Origin of the sequence: Paenibacillus mellifer (assembly GCF_023195895.1) — a bacterium.
Classification (GTDB): domain Bacteria; phylum Bacillota; class Bacilli; order Paenibacillales; family Paenibacillaceae; genus Fontibacillus; species Fontibacillus mellifer.
Genome location: NZ_JALPRK010000005.1, coordinates 26,312 through 46,622, shown reverse-complemented (window position 1 = coordinate 46,622; position 20,311 = coordinate 26,312). Strand labels below are relative to the sequence as shown.

Annotated in this window: 13 protein-coding genes; 2 read left to right on the top strand and 11 right to left on the bottom strand. The window is 39.4% G+C overall.

Translation table 11 applies throughout. The features are described from left to right. Positions 1-3: 3 nt before the first annotated feature. The 5 genes from M0651_RS07560 to M0651_RS07540 all read right to left on the bottom strand — a co-directional run bounded on the left by M0651_RS07560 (position 4) and on the right by M0651_RS07540 (position 7,279). Positions 4-1,887 carry a TnsD family Tn7-like transposition protein gene (locus tag M0651_RS07560; protein WP_248551235.1) on the bottom strand — a complete coding sequence of 628 codons (1,884 nt, stop codon included), beginning with the start codon at positions 1,885-1,887 and terminating at the stop codon, positions 4-6. Between the two features lie 65 nt (positions 1,888-1,952). Beyond that, positions 1,953-3,620 (bottom strand): ATP-binding protein, encoded by a 1,668-nt coding sequence (locus M0651_RS07555; protein WP_248551234.1) that lies wholly within the window; start codon positions 3,618-3,620, stop codon positions 1,953-1,955. 75 nt (positions 3,621-3,695) lie between these two features. After that, complete coding sequence (locus tag M0651_RS07550; RefSeq protein WP_248551233.1) at positions 3,696-4,217, bottom strand: TnsB C-terminal domain-containing protein; 522 nt, start codon at positions 4,215-4,217, stop codon at positions 3,696-3,698. Then, complete coding sequence (locus tag M0651_RS07545) at positions 4,207-6,438, bottom strand: TnsB C-terminal domain-containing protein (protein ID WP_248551232.1); 2,232 nt, start codon at positions 6,436-6,438, stop codon at positions 4,207-4,209. Before M0651_RS07545 ends, M0651_RS07550 begins: the two co-directional genes overlap by 11 nt. Beyond that, entirely contained in the window at positions 6,416-7,279 is an 864-nt protein-coding gene (locus M0651_RS07540) for a TnsA endonuclease N-terminal domain-containing protein (RefSeq protein ID WP_248551231.1), read from the bottom strand. Before M0651_RS07540 ends, M0651_RS07545 begins: the two co-directional genes overlap by 23 nt. 254 nt (positions 7,280-7,533) lie before the next feature. Between M0651_RS07540 and M0651_RS07535 the strand changes: the two genes are divergently transcribed. Continuing rightward, a complete protein-coding gene (locus tag M0651_RS07535) occupies positions 7,534-7,959 on the top strand; it encodes a helix-turn-helix domain-containing protein (RefSeq protein ID WP_248551230.1) in 426 nt (141 codons plus the stop codon). Between the two features lie 71 nt (positions 7,960-8,030). Here the strand turns inward: M0651_RS07535 and M0651_RS07530 are convergent, their stop codons facing one another. Further along, a complete protein-coding gene (locus tag M0651_RS07530; RefSeq protein WP_248551229.1) occupies positions 8,031-8,210 on the bottom strand; it encodes a hypothetical protein in 180 nt (59 codons plus the stop codon). 19 nt (positions 8,211-8,229) lie between these two features. Further along, positions 8,230-8,586: a hypothetical protein gene (locus M0651_RS07525; RefSeq protein WP_248551228.1), complete on the bottom strand. Its 357-nt coding sequence runs from the start codon at positions 8,584-8,586 to the stop codon at positions 8,230-8,232. A 746-nt stretch (positions 8,587-9,332) separates the two neighbouring features. Here M0651_RS07525 and M0651_RS07520 point away from each other — a divergent pair. Further along, a complete protein-coding gene (locus tag M0651_RS07520; RefSeq protein ID WP_248551227.1) occupies positions 9,333-10,340 on the top strand; it encodes a hypothetical protein in 1,008 nt (335 codons plus the stop codon). Between the two features lie 338 nt (positions 10,341-10,678). Here the strand turns inward: M0651_RS07520 and M0651_RS07515 are convergent, their stop codons facing one another. The 4 genes from M0651_RS07515 to M0651_RS07500 form a co-directional block, all read right to left on the bottom strand. After that, positions 10,679-15,967: an FtsK/SpoIIIE domain-containing protein gene (locus M0651_RS07515; protein WP_248551226.1), complete on the bottom strand. Its 5,289-nt coding sequence runs from the start codon at positions 15,965-15,967 to the stop codon at positions 10,679-10,681. Further along, the gene (locus M0651_RS07510; protein ID WP_248551225.1) at positions 15,960-17,516 is read right to left on the bottom strand and encodes a methylation-associated defense system protein MAD7 family protein; all 1,557 of its coding nucleotides are present in this window, start codon (positions 17,514-17,516) and stop codon (positions 15,960-15,962) included. Before M0651_RS07510 ends, M0651_RS07515 begins: the two co-directional genes overlap by 8 nt. Then, entirely contained in the window at positions 17,516-19,366 is a 1,851-nt protein-coding gene (locus M0651_RS07505) for a hypothetical protein (RefSeq protein ID WP_248551224.1), read from the bottom strand. Before M0651_RS07505 ends, M0651_RS07510 begins: the two co-directional genes overlap by 1 nt. A gap of 139 nt (positions 19,367-19,505) precedes the next feature. Continuing rightward, complete coding sequence (locus M0651_RS07500; RefSeq protein WP_248551223.1) at positions 19,506-20,309, bottom strand: phosphoadenosine phosphosulfate reductase domain-containing protein; 804 nt, start codon at positions 20,307-20,309, stop codon at positions 19,506-19,508. Positions 20,310-20,311 lie beyond the last annotated feature (2 nt).

The following is a 20,311-nucleotide window of genomic DNA, read 5'->3' as shown; positions in this document are numbered from 1 at the left end:
CAGTCATGAACTTTTGGAATTCCTCGTTTTTAAATCGTTGTAATAATCAACTTGATTCTGGACTTGAGCACGCAGCCTCTGGGCTGCTTCCTTTCTTAAACCCGCTTCTCGTATCACTCTCCAGCCCAAGACTACCGGTTCTTCTCTATATATTTTTTCAGCGGCAATTTTTATTCGTCTAATTTGAAATTGCTCAGAAGTTTCTATTTCTTCTAATATGAGTTTTCTAGACAGCGGCAAACATGCAATCTTCTTCTCCAGCCAAGAACGTCTACCAATGCGTCTGCCAATTTCCGATATTGTCACCCTCATAGGGTGATCAACGATTGATTTAATCTCATGGGTAGCCTTGAGGATAAGGGGGATTAATTTTGTATCCCTTTCCTCCCAATCAACCCTTGATGAATTGATTGACTTCTTATCCCTTTTGAAGGACTGCAGCCATTCCGAATCATGTCTATATAGCCATGCATAAACGTGAGCGGCTTTATGCCTAAGTTCAGTAACCGTTGATTCTGGAAAATCAGTTGATAATGCTGTCCATCGTTCTCTATATGACTCCAACTGTAGAGTATCGGTATCCATACATTTTAAATTCTTCGGCTCATCAGAGGCTTGAAATTTTTTCCCGATGGTTGAAAAATGAACACCTAGGATATTTGCCATCTGCCTTAGTGAAATGTCTTTTGTAACCTTAAGCTCATTGAATCTAGCTTCCCATACATCGCCAAACTGTTTAATTCGTCCGACTTTAAATCTATCATTGAATTCGGAATCTGGACCACGCCGGCTGTATACAAAACCGCAAGAGCATTTGAACGTCCCTACCGGCAATCGTGTATTCGTACAAGAAGTTACTTCACAATGGTTAATAACATCTCTCCTGAAGTGTTCACAAACATTGTTCAAACAAGGCCACGGACCCATTCCAAACGGATGGTAGGATTCAAACCCTCCTCGGGCAACTGTTTCAAAAGTTTCATTGAGAAAAAAGAGCATCAGTAGATGCCTTAATGGATGCCCTGAATTATCTTTGCGTATCAACTTATGTAACCAAGTATCATCTGAGTTCGTGTTTATTGTAGAGAACAATATCTCGAGTACATTTGGGTCAATTACTTCTAGGAATCTATCCCTAAGTTTTTCGAATCGAATACTTCCACTGGGCGTAATCATAGCATTCTCATATAATTTGCTTAAATAAAAATCGTGCAGCGATTCCAAACTGACCCGCTCATAATCCGTGTGCAACAGCTTATACGACTGTTTCGCTATATAAATAAAAAGCTCTTTATATTGTCGAGCTACTGCTTCATCTAGTATCATCTCTCCCACTTGCTTTTCATTAAGTGCTACAAACTCATGTCTATTTCGTCTCATAGTAGTTGAGATAGTTGATTCTAGCAATTCACACTTATGCTTGTGGCAAAAGTGAACACCAGGGATTTGGTGCGACCTATGCCAATAAGGGACTCCATACTCTTCAATATCATCTTTCAAGCATTGGCCACAGTATTTAAGATTTGGTGGTATTTTAACCGCACTAGCCAACAATCCTAATCTTGCATGAACAGATCCCCCCGAGTCCCCGGTCATGGTTTGCTCCATAAAATGGATACGGTTGTCAGGGAGAAAACAAGCGAAGTAAGGAAATAATGTATGGTTAACTATTAATTCTTGAGCCGTGACTTTTCCTTTCATGAGAAGACTGATCTTTTCTATATGAGCGGGCAGACCAGTAACTGCACAAACACTTGATCGATCATAAAGGTCTAATATTGTCGCCTTGGTACTAGTATTCCCGACAAAAAGATGGTATCTTGCTAGAATGCTATAAAGCAATTCATCAGGGAAAATTGAAGGGAAGAAACTACTCAGTATAACCACATCCTATTGAGGTTTATACTAATAGTTTTCCCCTTCTTTATAGGTTTATAACAAAATCCCTCAATTTATTGTGATTTCCCAGCCGGAAAAAGGATATCTCCCGATCCAGTGTAACCTGCATCAACAAGAGACTGATGAAACTCCTCCGGAGTTGTTCCTGCAGATTTGGGTACGTGATTGCGGAGATCCGCCGGATCAGCTTCTACAAAACCAGCCATCAAATGTTTGGCCACTTGCATTCGCAGGACGGTTATATCAACATGCCCTTCATGCTGTTTTATCGTATGTAATGAGATTTCTTCTGCTTTATCGGGTGAGGCCCCTAGATTCATGGCTAGTTTAACAAGCTCAAGATATTTGTTTCGATCATGGTCAATATTGCTTTCTGGCATTGTTTTTGTTCGAAGAACGCCATGGATACTTACCTTTTCTCCAACTTCCGAAAGGTAACGGGAAAAATCGTTCCACTTCGGATATAAGTCATCTATATCGTACAGCGTCGATCTGTTGTTTGTTTTCAATGCTTTAATCATGGGTTGTACCAACTGAAGATGTTCAGCCGCAACTTTTTTGAGTCTGGAAACTGTGATACGCTCATTTCCTTCGCTTTCTCCAAATGCTATCGCATCCCATTGAACCAACATGTACAACTTGACCGCAATATCGACGATACCTTGGGTTAATTCATATATGGTTCTTCTAATAGGATCGGACAATTTTGTCTTTGTTGCCGTCCATTGATATCTCCATAAACTTGATACGAAATAGTCCCAATCTTCGCCTTCCGACATGCGATCAATTATTACGTCCCCTTGTCCGCATCCCCTTCGAGCTTGACTGAATGAACCACCAAACAGTTTAAGAGCTTTATAGGTTCCTACTAAGACAACGGGAACCCCAATTGTATTAATCAACTGTGTGAAAAAATTCAACATTTTTTCTGACCCGCCACTCTTGGCATGGCTTAAATTTTGTATTTCATCAATAACTAAAGTGCCAAGACAATGAAGCGATGCTATTTGTGCCATTTGGGGAATTAGTGTATCTACAGTCGAACCTCTTGAAACAAATTTTTTGAAGTAATTAGTTCTCAATACAGCATCTACGGCTTGAAAGAAATTAATGCAAAGTCCCTTTATTGATCCATCAAACGGACAATTGAGCTTTAGCCAAACCAACTGATCCAATATTAAAGGCTTACCCTTATATTCTGAATGCTGAATAACTTGAGGATAGAGGAGCAGGTTCAGATCCACAGCTGTACTTTTCCCCTGCCCGCTTACTCCGATAATGTTAAATCCAGCGGCAGTCGATCGAATTCCTGCAGTATTCTCCCCATTTTCGTTAACGCCCGCTTCCAATATGTTCCCGAAGCCAATATGAAACTGTTGTGCGTACTCCTTACTAAGTGGACTTCGCGCCACATATCCGTGTCTGATCATTCTAGAAAACCGCTGTTCTATGAAGAGGTGAATAGGGAGGATTTCAACATAATCACTTAATTGCTGAACGCAGTGAAGCCTCAGCTTTCTGCCTAAACTACGCTGCGATTGATCATAATCGGGATAACAAGGAATTGCATTTAATAGTTCATCCTCCTCAAGAATATGCGGTAACGATTCAATTAGCGGATTTCCGAAATACGTCTTAATTACTTGTTCATGATTGTACTGTGCGCTGACTATCTTCCCTTTAAGGACAGGATTTAAAGTATATTGCTCGTTAGTTACCATCAGTTGGTCCCCCACCAATAATCCATTTTGAAATTTGCCATCTTAATTGGCAGAAAATTTGTCGTGTAGTTCTCGTTAGCTGTTAGAAGTCATTTTTTCTTTTTTTGTCGTTGCCCAGTTATTGATGATTGTATTTAACTCATCAAGGGTTAAGAATCTCTGTTCGGATGCATTCCCTTCGTTACTATTATCAATATTTTGCTGTATATCTCTTATTTCACGTTCTGCGTTAAACTTATTTCTTTCAGGCACTAATGAAAATGCAAAGTTGTACTTGGTAAGTAGTTGTTCAATTCCTGGCTTTATTGAACTCTTTGAAATCTCAAAGCAAGCAGGGATTTGCTCCTCTTTATTTAAAATGATGGCTTCCAATAATGCTTTATGTGCCTCTTCTAAATTACCATCTATTGATAAATGGAACGCCCTGATCATTCTGATACTTTTATCAATAGCAAAATATAATGTAGGTCTACCAATGACCTTACTCCGATCATGATTAGATACAACATATTGATCGAGAACACAATCAATAATAACCGTTCGGTTATTTACAGCGCCTTCAAATAATTGGTTAAAATATTCTGAGTTAATCTTCATCTTCTATCTCCTCACTTTTCTTTCTCCTTAGTTTTTCAAGCAAAGACATTCCTTTTAGTTCTTGCTCTACATCACTCTGGTCGTGGTTATCTTCAGCAGTTGAATTATCTTCAACATATAAACTATTCTCGGCATCTCTGATTGGATTGGTTTCTACTCCCAAAACAAATGCTTGATTGGCCTGTAACTCTCTTCTGACATCGGCTCGTTTTTCTTGAATGTTAGCTTTAAATTCTGTATTTGTAATATCAGTATTTGCTCTCGCCAGTTTCGATAAAGTAATTTCCTCATTTTTAATTCGCTTGATTTCCTCGTTCATTTTAAACTTAGCTTGATTTTGAATATCCTTATGTTCAGCAATTGCGAGCTTCTCTTCTTCCTGCAGCAACTTAATTTCCTCGAGACTTAGATCCGTAAATCGATCTGAGACTTCTGCGAGATCACATTTGTAGAAACCCAAGCCGTCTGGTTTTTTCACATACACATGATTCATACATCTTCTATCATAAGCAACTGCTACAGACCGAGAATCTCCTTTAATAAAATATCCTGCGTCAATTAACTCATCGCTTCTATAATGAATACCTTCTAAAGTAATTCCTAGTCGATTTGCTGTTACATTTCTACTAGGTAGGATATTTAATCGGATAATATCCCGGCTCAATGTTCTCAAATGCCCTGCCCGATTCTCGATACCCCAATTCCATAAATGTATAGGTACCGCCATTACAGAGTCAGGAATCATACTTGTATCCAACGGATAATTATTTATTATTTTGCTGTTATTATGGAAAAGGATATAATGGATCATTAGCTTAATGAACCCTCGGAGGGACATCTTTGCGTCCAGTACATAATCTTTACCGCCACGCTTTTTAAAATCAGGTTGTACCGCTCCAGGGGCCCATTTCTTAATTGTTGTATTCACAGTCTTAAAACTTGACTCCACAATTCCTTTCCAATCTGCCCGATAAGGTGGTTCATTTTTAATTACAATACCTAGACTAGCAGTTAACGAATCTGCATTCTTACTTTCTAACTCACCTCTATCACCAATTATAACTTCAGGTAAGTGATGAACAGGCCACTGTGATTCTTCGATATGTATATCGTACTCTGCGCAAAACTCAACTTTATTAGTTGTTGCATTTTCTAATGCCATCATAGCCCCTTGCCAAGAAGGTCCCTCTAGGCCGACATAAAAACCGACAATCATTCTACTAAAGACATCGATGACGAGATAGATTACCGGTCTTCCAATGACTTTAGTACGATCTTTATGGCTAACAAGATAAATATCCCCAATAGTTGCATCTATCTCATAAATGCTTCCTGGACCGGCTGCCCTTCTAGTGGCATTTCCTAAAACCGGACGATACTTTAGATTAAAATTACGCAGCCCTTCTCTTGCGATTAATATTTCTTTATATTCCTCTGTTTGTTCATAGTGGTACCTAAGTTGATCAATTGTCGGTACTTTGTAACTGGGCATCGGTACTATTTGCGTTACACCATCAACTATTACTTCCTCAAGAAAATAGGTGTGCCACATTTGTTCGTGCACAAATTCTAAACTATTTTTATTCGTCTTTTTATACCACTGTGATAGGGATGCTGTCATTTTTCTTTTGATCTCATCGGTTATGACTATACCCACCAGTTTAGGATCATCCTTATTTCTTTTTGCCCTTATGTTACGCTTGCCAACTTTAACGTCATTCTTCCTCTTTTTATCGGGGTCATCCAGTTTGCCGCATTTAAAATAGTGAGGCAATAAAGCATACTTTATCTTTCCACCCGTCCAATAAAATCTCAAATACTTATATATTAAGCTTTTACTCTTTTTACTTCTTGAAATTAGATCCGCAATAAACTCCCCCCGAAAGGCACGGTCATACGCAGCTGGCTCATTCTCAACCAGGTCTTTTATCAAGTTCCACTTTTCTTCGAGGTCGCCCCCGTACTTATTCAAATATTCTGAATTTGGATTCATTAGTATTGCGTAAGGGTCAGCCACATCCTTCGAGTAGATACCATTCTGTAATCCCTCTTTTATCTCACTAAATTTCCTCAGTTCTGGAAATGGCTTTTTTTCTGTAAGGGATATGGTAAATACGCGGCTTTTATCCGGGTATATATAAAGAACCCTCTCGATAACCTCCTTATCATCAACTTTATATTTAAGCAAAGTATTAACATTAATTTCCCGCTCGCTGCTCATTGTTTTTCATCACTGCTCCCAGAATATTGTTATTAGCCCAACTAATTTGAATTGGCTCTAAAGCAGGATTGATTCTAATATTCATGTCCACTAACCATCTTTTGTTGGCTAAGAGATGCCTTAGTATAAATAGACAAGACCCAATCGGTAAACCAAATTTTCGGTCACATTCAGCTGCTACTTTTGCGCATGGTTTAACCCGATTCATAAATGCTACAAATAGCTCCTCCTCGATTTCGTTAATAATGTTCTCATTAAGATGGTTCATGCCAATAAGCCGGCGGGCGGAATGAATCCACATGACGTTTTTAACCAAATTATATTGAATATCGTCTTCCGTAATTAATCTCCATTTCACTCCTTCATCTGCAAAAAACCTTCTTTCGATTTCAAACTTTTCCAGCGTTCGCTTGGTCAATTTCGACTTCGGCTTGACGGTATGTGCCCAATATTCCATGCCCTGTTCTGTCTTTACAGTTAGCATGAAATCTGTAGTCATAACAATTGGTTCTCTTGTATTCGGGTCTTTTGGATGTCTAATTCCTAGAGTTTCAGCAATATGCAAAGTTTTCTCCAGCGGAAGAAGAGGGAATTGTTCACGGATATCTGTCGTGCTTTGGGACCACTCACACATATAGAAGTATGCTGTCTCCAAATGCTCTGAAAATAAATGATGAATTCTTCCCGTCTTCCATCCCTTAATTCGGCTTGCAAGCCCGATTGACGGAACATCATGAATAGTAAGCCAAGGTTTATAATGTATACCTTGCCCCTGTCCCCGTTTCTCTTTGATTTTCCTTATAATAGAACTTCGAGTAGTTGCCCGTTTACGCTTAGCCATAGTAGTTAAGCTCCCTTCTAGGGTATAATTCTAAGTTCCACAATTTATCTGAGTTTATCAATTTTTAATCTACTAATTAAATTAGTTATGTAATAATAATTTACAATGATGATAGACGATTAATAATACACTTGTCAACACCTTTGTTAAACCGTTTGCAACTTTCGTGGCAATATGCTACCTTTAACTAAAATGTTCAGTTTTGTATTCAGTTTTATATGTAGAAAAGTGAAAGTTCATAGGTAGGTGGATTTATGTTAGTACTAGGGGAAAGAATAAAAAGTTCACGTATATCAAGAGAGTGGACTCAAGAAGAACTAGCTAAGAAAATCGGCACAACTAAACACGTTATTTCGAATTGGGAACGTGACAAAGCTAACCCCGATCCAGCCCAAATTGTTGCATTAGCTGATGTTTTTGAAGTTTCGACTGACTACTTGCTTGGGTTATCAAACTTTCCTCAACCCCACTTCTGGGACCCATTTGGTCAGCTGTCTATAATGCCTGTGATTGATTACTCTTTTGTCCAAGGAATGGCATGGGACCTCCCCAGATTGATCAATTCAGGCATTACACTAACTGTAAATGGTACTGAAATTGCTCCTAAAGACAAGAAATTGATTACCACCATCATTGAACTCACTCTTGAAAGAATTAAAGAAGCTCAACGTGAGATTTAGAAGAGGGACCTTCGAGTCCCTACCCCAATATGAACAAGATTCCCTGCTATGTTTATGTAATGCTAAACCAATTACCAATCTTCTGTTAAATCTAAAACCCTCTTGCAGATATCACATTGCACCTTGATGACAATTCCCACTCCCGTGGGAATGAAGGTATAAGCGAATTTCGCACCAGTAGCATCAATTGGTTTACACGAATCCCAATCCTTTATCTTTTGAAATATTTTTTCTGTAATCGTGAAAATCATGGTTCACCCCCATCTACCTTTAAGCAGAAATGCCTTCAAGTTGTTCGATCCTGCTCTCTAAGCACTTTATATAGGTCAACATTGCATCGAGAGTTCTAGGAGTCACAAATCCTGGCACGCCATTCTTTTCATTCTTAATCCTGTCATCAAATTCCTTGCTTCTCCTCGGTTCAATTGGCCCCCAGCGTTCTTTTCGATACTTCATAATTTTTTCCAAACAGTTTGTCCAAACCTCAAATGTCTTCTGAAGCATCATGAGTTTGTAGTAGTGATCCGGGTTATTAGTAAATGGGTAGTCATAGTACTTCTTTTGCCGTTCTATATTTAGTTTGTATTGAAGAATTACTTGTTCCACCTCTTCGATTAGTTCATCCACGTAGCAGTTCTCCTTTATTTCGACTTTTATAATTCTTATTAGCCTTAAATTTCTCCCGTAATGTCTTCAGTCTCTGAATACTTTGGAAATAGCGCTGAAGTTTGATTTCTGACGGATTATTGCTATTACCGATTAAATAGCATTTCTCGAGTTCCTCAACATCATTGACTAGGTAAATAACGGATTCAATCTCATGCTTATAGGCGACCTTGACTCTCCAACTCTTTCCTAGCACGGCCCTCTCAAACCACTGTTCACGAATTGCCCTAGGACATGTAAATCGATTACCTCTAAAATAAATGCCTCTGGCGGTTACTATACCGCAGCCGTTTTTGTACATATCACCGATCAACTCCCCAACAATATATTTTAATCCTAATATATCCAATAAACTATAAACTTAAACAAATATCTAATATTAGATTTCTTTGTTAAACTGAATGTCGTTAAATAGACCTATTATGTTAATGAGAGGGGCCGCCAGTGCCTAAATAGCGTCCGGAAAATTCATAATCAGTTAATTCAACCTATTTGCTTTGACGATCGTATTGATGAATATTTTGTTTAAAAGAGCCATTCCGATAGGTATTGGGCTGCCCATTGGGAAAAATAATTCATTTCTCCAATACCCGGGGCCACCATTTATCAGTTCAACCGGGCGATATAGAGATCCATGGGATTTCCAAACTATGACATACGCCCAAGGGCATGGTATTATAATGGGATGAAGCATGAGGTGAAAAAATATGGCGATATCATTCCGGCAAATGGCGGAAGAAGCATTACATAGGACAATGCTTCATAACAGCGAGACAGAGATAGAAAATCTGACAAGACAAATGGAGTTGCTAGATCAGCATGGAATGAGTAATCTCAATCAAACGCTGCTGCTAAACGCAAGAGGAAGTACTCGAAATATCCCCGATTTTATTGCAGAGCATAACTTTGGTGCTGATCTGATCCGTCATGACCCGCAAGGCGTACATTTGTATGAGCCTCCCGGATACGTCCGACCGCCTGATTTTGTGCTGCCACGGGGCAATACAACCTTTTATTTGCAGATGAAAAGGCTTAATCATGGTGAATTTGAAAATCGCAGAGATCATATGCTACGGCGAATTCAAGATCAACTACGAACGATTCCCTTTGGCAAATTAGCGGAAGATTTTACGGAGCAAGATGTGAATCCGCTTGTCCGTTTAATCGAAACTGCCGCCCAGGCTGATGACGCGTCGGAGATTTCATACCCGGATGAATGTGATCCGAAAGCCACTTTTTTCTTGTTTGACCCGCGAAACACTCCACTGGCTCATTTGACGCTCGGCAGCACCGCGGACATGGATTGGCGGGATCTTACTGGCGAAGCCGAAGCCCAAATCCGCTCAAGTCTTGATAAAGCTATCGGTGCTTTTACATGGAATAACGATACGCAGCATGTAAATCTGATTATCATGGAAGCGGATCGGTATGACGATACGGACATTTCGCAAGCTGTATTCGGTGAGGAAATCTATACTGTGAATCCAGGCGTAGCTGCTTTGAGAACGGCGCGTGATACGGATGGCTATTTTTATCAACCCCAGAATGCAGACAAGCTTTGCGGTGTGATTGCACTCAGAAGAACCCAACGCGGATCCTTTATTTCTGGCTACCGGAAAACTTTGTATAACAACGAGCGTTTTGAGGGCTACGTAGTCCAAATTAGGCAGGAAGTCGGTATCGATGAAGTGGTTAGAGTAAATGATCGTCCTTAAAAAAGCTAAGGTTTCTAGGATTGTTGCATTAGTCTGAATCCGCTCGAGATCATGCCCCAAAATGTTAATGAGATGCCAACTGTTTAAACTGGCATCTCTTTTTCTTAAAAACCATTAATGAATTTATGCTAAAATAGATGGCTGCAATTTGTTTTCTTCCGGAATATCCAGTTCAGACTCAGTTTTCATCTGTCTCTTAATCGTCTCCTTCAATAAGCATCTTAGAACGATTCATTTGTCATTAACATCGTCATCTAAAATAAATCCTTCTCTTCCGATTACCCATCAGATAAATCAAAAAGTAGCGAATTACCGAAGTAACCCGCTACTTTTTTTGCTCATTGCCATATACTTTTAATTATCTCGGTTACTTCAGCAATTTCATCATTTGAGATAAAGGGCACTTGACCAAAAATTAAACCCGATTCTCCTTGCAGTCGTGCTGCCAGATGTCCTTTTCCTAACAATCTCTCAGCACCCTTTTCGCCAAGAGCGATCTCAGATGTCCCCACACTTTCTACGCGTAAGATCAACCGGTTACCAAGGTTATCACGTAGTTGGACGGGTAATACATTAGCATCAGGACGCTGTGCGGCGAAAATTAAATGAATACCCGCGGCCCTTGCCTTTACTCCAAGACGTTGAACGATAGACGAAACCGAGTTTCTATAAGTATCGATTAACATCCATTCTGCAAATTCGTCATGAACGAGAAACAATAACGGAAGTTTTTCTTCTTCTGAAACCTTCTCATTATAATCCTTCAAGTTGTTTACCCGTTGTTCCCGAAATGCCAGATACCTTCTATCCATTTCCTCAGCCAAGAACTCTAGTATATTTACTGCTCGTTGCTGATCAATAATAATACCTTCCGTTAAATGGGGCAGGTCTTCGAGCTGCTGATAATCAACCCCAAACTTTGGATCAATCAAATAAATTTTTGCTAATTGTGGTGAATTGGTAACACAAATATCTAAAATTAAATTTTGCAAAAGTACTGACTTTCCGCTCCCTGTCGCTCCAGCGATCAATGAATGTGGTGAGTGTTGTTCTAACCCTTCAAAAGGCCCTCCAAGATTTAAATATAAAATCTCTCCATCAACCTCTTTTACTCCAATAACAAAACTCATATTCATTCCGGAACGATTGGATTGAATACTGCGTGTCCTCCAAACATCCCCGAGTGAAATGGTTTGTCGTTGTGGCCGCGCTATCGAAACCACGATTTCACCCGGTAGTGCAATGATGTTAATAATATCGAGGGCATGTGTGGTCAACAATTGCGATTTTTTCTTCTCAATATCCTCAACCCGTAGCTGATCAGAGCCTTTTAACTTAATGACTACTGCGTTCGGTGTTAATCGATAATCCAGAACCTTTGCTTGTAAATTGTAGCTGATCAATGCTCCCTTTAATACAGTAACAGTATGATTAACCCATTCATCCGCTGCTGTATTATCATCCTCCGCAGACAAATGATTATAAATCCACGCACTTAATAATGGTTTTGCCCAAGGGATATCTGAAAGTTCGTTTACCTCGACGATTTGCTCCATTACATCATCTTCGTGCTCACTTCCAGAACCAACTTCATCTGTTGATTGTCCCTGTTCATTTGAGTCCATTTCAGCTTCATGCGTATTATGTGGAATGTCAGATTCGGTTTCATCATCAAGACCAAATAAGTTCACTCTTTTTGCTGGTAGATGAGCATGATAAGCTTCCCATGGACGTAAATCCCCGATTTGTTCCCGATTATTAATGACCGATTCACCACGATGAAAGGCTAAAACAAGCTCTTTTACCATCTCCCTTGAATATATTTCTTGGTAACAATGCTTAGTATTAGTAATCGGTATTTGCTCGCTCTCCATTTGCATGTCTACAGCTGTAGATAAGAACACATGAGAATAACCCTTTAATTCTATTGGGACCGATCCGTTTCGAATCCCCTCACGCCACTGTTCAATTGATAATGAAGAGTTTTGGGTGAATTCTAATCCGTCATTAAACATATCTCCCAAGCGAGATAACCATAGATCTCTATCCAGTCTACCAGGACTTCCAAAGATGGCGTTATTCATTCGAGAGATAGTGTCTCGCAATTGTTTCTGCGAATTTTTCTTAGCTTCAGCCGCACCTTTGACATCCACATATTTCGCTTCTGTAATCAATACTTGCAAGTAAGGTTGTCCATCTTTTTCTTTTGGACAGAGTGCTAAAATATCGGCGATCTGCTCTTCTTTTTGCCCTAACCATGAAGCATAATCATCTAGGAAGTACCAACCTACTAAAGAAGATTTTAATTCTGAAAGAATAAGAAGTTTACTTAAAACTACCCCGATTAATTCACCTGCAAAAACCCCACGCTTAGCGGCACGTAAGACAATATCACCAGAAATCCCATTCGCTTCTTCAATGAACTTTTGGGTTAAATTAAATAACCCCTGATCATCCAAACCCAAATTTAGTGATTCCAGCCTTCTCTTGACAAGTACTTGCAGTAAATTTAGCTTAGATTTTGATGAAACAATAAGATTAGGTCCTTGGGTTCGGCCATGTTGATACTTAATTACCTTAACACCCTGATTTTTCAATTGCCTCCTATCTAGGAGATCGTCATAGTTAACAACCCATTCACCAAGGGTATGAGCCTCATCAAAGATTCCTCGGACATCTTCATTTTGAAATGTTATTTGTCTTGCTGGTAGATAAAGTGTTGCGTCATTAGATTCTACCGCATTTATCATCGAATATAACGAACTTAAGTAAGTCACGCCAATATCAGGTTGGCTAGGGCAGGTTAGATAAACGGTTGATTTCAGATCATCTCTAGCTGCAGAACGTCTTCTAGCCCACCTAGGCGGGTAATGCATTAATATGTTAGGAGTGTTCACAACCGGTTCCTGTACCCAAACTAATCTTGCTTGACGTGAGATGACATCTTGTAAAAAGACAATATCAGCCGGTTTATCGTCCTTTGTTGCCGATATAGGTGCTGCGTCTGCCATAACTTCAACGCGAAGCCTTGCCATAAAATCCCGCGAGATTTCGCTTGCAACAAACGTATCGGGATCATTGTCGTCGCCTTCAACCATTTTCATGTATAGATCGTTTAGCTTTTCCGTATCCCGATGTCTTAAAATGACTTGGCACCTTACTTCTTCTTCATTTTCATGGAGAGAAGTTAAAGCTCCAACAATAGTCTCGGGCAATCGTTTTGAATCGCAGTTAAACAACACTACACTGAGATTGGTCCGTTCATGCGGTTGCAAATTTAAATATTTTTTAATTACCGAAAGTACCTTTGCACTTGCATCACGCGGGTCTTCATTCGTACCCTGATTCTCTTCTTCTTTCACGGGTGATTCCATTAAACTGTAATCATTGACAGAATCAGAAGTTGTCAACAATTGAGTTTGCTTACCCTTATAACCGACAGCTACTTCTGGATAATAAGGGTGTCTGATTTCTTCTCGATGATCGGAAAAAAATAGCCCTGAATCGCCAAAATCTACTTGGTTGGATTCCAAAATATAATTAATAATTCCGGTTAATTGCCGTGCTTTAATTGCTTTCGCTGCCATCCTCATTGGATGCCATGGAGCAATAATAGCGGCGGGAGTCCTTCCTTCCACTTGTACATTTCCGATTTTCATTATAGGATGCCAGAGTTCAATCCGATTAAGGTCGCCTTGAGCATAAAGCTGAAGGCATTTCAACAACTCATTGTAGGCATCACTCTGATCCAGTAAGGAATCGGCCGAAACACCTTTCGACCTCCAATCTTCTATTGCCTTGGTGTAAAGTGCCGAAAAAACTTCCCATCTCGATAAAATAACCTGAAATCCATCTGAAGAAATTCGTTCCTCAGAAAATGCTATTTTCAAGTTTTTCACAAAAATTTTGCTTAGGTCTTCCGATCTTGAAGACGGACCAATTAATGAGCCACGATCTTGCCCGTAAACTGCTTGGAACGTCCCTACGTCATTCAAGGAAAGGCTTTGTAGTTTTCCCTTTTTACTAATAGGATTTTTGCTGACTGTTGAATACGAAAATGGACGTTCCGAAAGGCGTTTTAAATCATCAGAAAGCTCCATTCCAATTGCAAGAGGCTTCCCTTGCCAGACAAGCCGAATCGAATTCTTTTTTCTACTCCCTGTAAAATCTGAATATGTCAACTCAATGTCGAATATAATTTGTGTTGCCGCTTTAGATGTCGATGTGTTCTTTTTAGGATCTGTTTTACTTTCAATTAACTCATCATATTCAAATAATTTTTGGGTTTCCCACTCAACAAGGCGATTCGTTAACTTTTCAATTCCACGGTAAGTCATACAGAAATACATGCCTACGTCTTCATTTAACTCTAACCATCTTTTTTTTCCATTTCCCCGAATAGTTCTAATCTTTAGAGTTTTCGCCCCATGCATATTTTCGCATTGGGAAAACAAACGTTCTACAGCCTCTAATAAACCCACATTAAAGTCATCGCATTCAATGGGCTTCCCGAATACAAATTTATCCCAATCTGATTTTAGTGGACGTTCTATTTCTAACTCCTGACGATGTCGTTCATAAAAATCCTTATCTTCTTCGTTCGCTGTTTTGTCTTTACGTTTTTCCAATGCCGTTAGATAGCTTTTCTCTTCGTCAGTCAGCACATCAGGATATTCGTCATCGAAAAATCGAAGCGTTCTTATTGCAAGATGTGGCTTTAAAACTTTAATATCTAGAAACAGTAGATGAATCTTGTCCCTTTCCCATTCGATGCTGGCTAATGCCTCCGAAGCCTCGGTCCATCCTGGTGCAGCCTCGATAAATGCCTCAATCACTGGATGGTGTTCTGATGGGATTTGATCTCTTTTTTCTAAATAGAATGCATTCAGATGCTCATTTTCGTATGTTTGACGCGATGGATTTTGCTTAACTAAATAGCAGGCCCTCTTATTAATAGCATCCTGAAATAACTTCTTCCATTTTGAAACATGATTAAGAGCCTTGTCAGGGATCGCTTCGAAATAAATGGAGTCTCTTGGGATCCGAAGCGCAGGTAAAGCCCAGCCAAGAGCATTAATAAGCGGTATAGCTTCTCTGGCCATAACATCACGTGTCAATACCACGTAGTTACTAAATTGCTCTAAGCTACACTCATATGCCTCTTGTAATCCCTTCAGTGCTTGTTTCCAATGTCCCTTTTGCTCTTCAGATATTAATAATTCTCTACCTGCAGTTTCAACCCAAATATCCGGAACAGCTTTTAGATCCCCTGCTCCTATCGTCGAAATGTCCCGCAAAGAAGTACCTTGATCGTCGTTTGTATTAGCAAGAATAAGTGCATCCTTGTTACACGCAGCATGTCGCCATTGAGTTGTTCTGAGATTTGTCACTACGTCATCTGGTAACCCCATTCCCTCAACTAGAGATTTGGGAACTTTGATTTCTACTCTAGGGTTCAACTGCGTGTCCTGAAGAATGTTCAGACAAATAGCCGATACAACTTCGCCGGTTAATCGATCAAGAAGGAACCTTGCCACTCCATCAGGGTTATCCGATGACTCATTTTGGAGTTGCCTTCTAAAAAATTCTTTCGCCACCTGGCCTATGAGTTGAATTTCATCAGTCATTGTTTAATTCCTCCCGAGATGCAAAAGGATTCTCCACATAGGCGCAGCCATCTGAAAGTCTTTTTAGAAGCCCCATGCTTGACAACCGTTGCTCAAGTCTCGATGCATTTTCCGAGAATGCCTCCTGATCAGCTCGACCTGAATTTATATAAGACGAGGCCTGCTTATCCCCAATAATAAATCCGTACTTCAAGAATAACTCCTCCAAAAAATCTTGAAACTCCATTCGGGAAGGCACTACGCATAAAACTAATGACTTGATTAATAGATCCTGCGGTGCATACCTATAACGTCGGCTACCTCTACGAGATGAAAGGCCGATTTCCCTGCTCCAAACATTATGGAATTTATTTAAGTGTTGATTATGTCGATTGATTGCATTTTCAAGTAATGCGTTTAATAGTTCCTGCGGAGAATCAAAATCGTAATCATCTTCTTTACTTTTCTTCGGCCATTCAAATTTCTTCTTTAAAATATCCCGACATTCCAATAGCTCATTAGAATTTATTGCAGATTGCCATTCATTAGTTTCACTTACCTGGCGTATATATCGTTCAACAGCGGAACGAGACAAAAGATTATTTTCATAAAACGAATCTGCAGAAAGTTCACGAACTACCGTTTTCTTAGGCGATACAATTTCCAATACAAATGTCGCTTTATCGGACTGCCCTAATACTTCCTTTGCACGGTTTAGACTATATATGAGCATATGAATTCCCATAACATTAATTAAATGTGGAATCACGTCGTAAGTAGGAATATTACATTCAAATAATCTTATCCAATCTTCCGCTATAGCTTTATATTCAGGCAAATCTAAATAAGGAAGATAAGCCCCTTCCCTTTTTATCGATGAGGAATGTGACAACTCTACGTCGGGTTGTATAGCTGACACTAAGCGGTTAAACTTGGAGTCATTGTTTAGAATTCGATCTTCAAAGTGTTTAAGAAGTTCCTCACCTTTCCCACTTCGGGCCAACATTAAATATAATAACTCACCAGTTCTCGCAAAAAATCTCCTATCCTGCGAAATATTAGTTCCTTTCACATTCAAATCTTCATAAAGACAGTCGGGTCCAAATGGAAATATGAATAATGAACTCCATCGTTTATTATTTTCACCTTCAATCGTGGATGAAGACAAAAACTCCACGACATCAATAAAATCTTCGAATGAGGAAAATCGGGATTGTAGATAAGAAAAATTAGGGGTTTGGATACCAGCGCTGTCGGCCCCCATTGTCTCTATCCACTTTTCCCACTGGGCATGATTGTCGTTTCTAAATTCTCGTTCAATAACCCTCATACGAGGATTATTGAAAAGTATATTTCGAAGATATAGTCTCTGTTGAGGTGAATATGATAAAGTATTTGGAGATGTTTCCTTTAACGCTCTAGCGGCATGCATTTCTGCATTTAGCACATTTAAAAACTCCATGAAGCAAAGCCAGGGGGTTTGCTCATCGTAAAGTCGATGTCCCCATATAGCTTCGTCTACCCACATATCCGAATCAATTTTTGCCGGACGTTCCAAGACAGCACGCATTAGTAAAGTACCTCCACTGTCTTTTTATCTATATTACCTTCTGCGTTGAGCTTCAAAATGTGTAACGACATACTATCGTCAAAATATTCGTTTTCTCCATCTTCCACTTTTCTTCGCTCAAGTTGCTTTAACAGCCGGCTCTTAAACGCCAAAATGTCTTCATAGCATTCTCGTGAAAAACTACCTGGGAGAGCTCCTTCAGCAACACGAGACAAAAACTCATAACGTATGAGATGTAAATACAACTTCACAGCTGGGATGGAAGGACTTGACGATAGACTAACTTCTATATTGATCTTACCATTGCTATCAGCTTTTATCTGAACGCTTTCGCCACGATCTCTCATGACTGATATTGAGCTTTCGAATATTTTGCTTAACCTTGCTTGGGAATGACTACCCGAAGTAGCTAAAATCAATTTATCCAGCGTTTTTGTAAGCAAACCAGTCGATATCCGATTAAGACCTTTCACTAAACGGGAAATAACTTGTGAAGAGGCTCTTCCCCCTTGCTGAATTGTTCGATATACTTTCGTTAAAAACTCTCCAGCATAATGGAATGTTGTGAGTTCCCAAAGTTTAAATTCATCCACTCTTCCTTCTGGTATGCTAAAAAACAGCCGTTGGCGTTGAGAACGGACTAGTTGTAGGAAATTCGCTCCCTCATCTTCTGAAATGCCCTCTAAGTACTCCTTCTGATGAATTTTATATGTATAATCGGCTCCATAATACGTATCTGAAAGCATTAATTCTTGGTAGTTATTTTTCAATTCCGGATCGTCTTCGCCAAAAATCAAAATATTATCGATTTTATTACTCGTTTCGTTGCCGATTCCAAATCGACCTAACGTTTCAAACACGGCAGTTGATTCACGTCGACGCTCCGGCAGATTTTCACCGAATATATTTCGGTAGATGCTTGCTTTTGCAGTTGTTCTTTTTTCAATGATATTAGGAATCTCCTGGCACCTAAGTAATCTATCTCTGGCTTCGGGATGACCTAAGATCATATTGGAAACAAGCAATAATAATTGACGAATAGGTAGATGAACTCCGTTGATTTCGCATAACTCCAACAAATCAATCAATCTTGTTCGGAGAACGCTATTAGCCTGCTCCCCTTCAAGCCTTTTCTTATTTTCCCAAATCGGACAACGAAGTTCTACATCATGGTGATCACGAAAGACGCAATGGTCACATTCTCTCCATCCATCATGTGCCGTCACTGCTTCAATCACCCGCGGTAACGCCCAAGCAGCACTAATACGGCTTAAATTATACAGGCGTAAATCAAACCGGGGGTGCTCCGGAAGGTCCGTAACCATCATATCTTCGATGATATTTAGTATTCCCTTAGCATCATCATCTTCGTCTACTTGTTTTAATGCTTCCAAAAGTTGACCATCATTCGCAGCGATCAGGAACAACACATCTGCCCTCTTACCCTTAATACATTGTGCAAATAATATAAGGATATCTCGTTCTTCAGGTGCTAGCTCACTTAAATCTTTTATAACGTATAAAGTTTTACCGTAATGAATTGATATTTTTTTTATATTGCCCGATTCTTCCCATTGTTCAAATGTGCCACCAAGTTCATACCATGTTTCTCGACTATGATACGTTTTCCCATCGCCCGCTGTTCCCGTAAGTATAATCGACTTTGGGTTCTCTGAATTAAAGTTCTCAATTAACTCAGCTAAATATGGAGCCTCTATAAGAATTGGTTCAATTCCCTTTTTTTTAACAATACGTTGAATAGTCTCGTCATACATATTGTCGTTACTTGGAATGGGTCCATATTGACGCAAAAAATTAACCCATGATGAATTTGGAGTTGATGTGGTCATTTAAACTTCACCTCACCGTGTATCTGTTTTCCGGTAAAAAATAAAGCTACTATATATGATTTCTACTTAAACTGCGCTTATCCTTTAATTTTCAAGAAATTCCAATAAAAAAAGCCCTTATTCAGGGCTTGGGGCTTCATTAGCTAAACACACAAACACAAGGCACTTCATCTTCTTCTGTTATATCGCTACTTCTTAATCGTTGACCAGACTCAATTTCTTCTCTAAACTCTTTCAAAGCCAATGGTTGGCTATTCCGTTTCAGTATAGTAACATTGCCTAGCATTTCCCGAAGCTTTTCTTCCATCTCCTCTTGCTTTTTATAAACTTCGGGCCATGTTTTAAACAAATGTTCGTAATGATTTAAACCGCCGCGGACACAGCGTCCACCACAGTTCGCATGTGAAAAACCTAAATAGTACATTTCTGGTAGCTTGATTTTCCATTCATTTTCGATAACCTCTTTTAAGTTAATATCTTTAATATTGGCATCAATGAGTGGAAATCTTGTTTCTACCGGTTCAAGGGCATGATGAGCATAGAGCTCAGTCAAGTTTTGTTGCCGATGTTTTTCGTGTGGCCCGATGCCAAAATATAGAATGGGCTCGTACCCCTCATCACGTAGCTTTTCAATATAAACAACTGTCTGCTTCACCTTCAATTCCGAGGAACATTTAGCAAGCCTAGAATTGCCTAAAAACCTTGTTTCAATAAAAACATCTTCTGGTGTCCTTAAATCCTCATCTTGTACGTGGTTGAAATCTATGCCAATATAATCAGCCACATCATACATAAATCTATAATTATCAGGGTGTTCCCACAGAGTGTCAGTAAAAAACAGCACGCTGTTTTCTTTTCCATGCTTTTGCACCATTAAGTAAGCAACATATGCACTTGCGGCACCCCCGCTAAACATTGCGACATGCTTTATTTTTCTGTTCATAT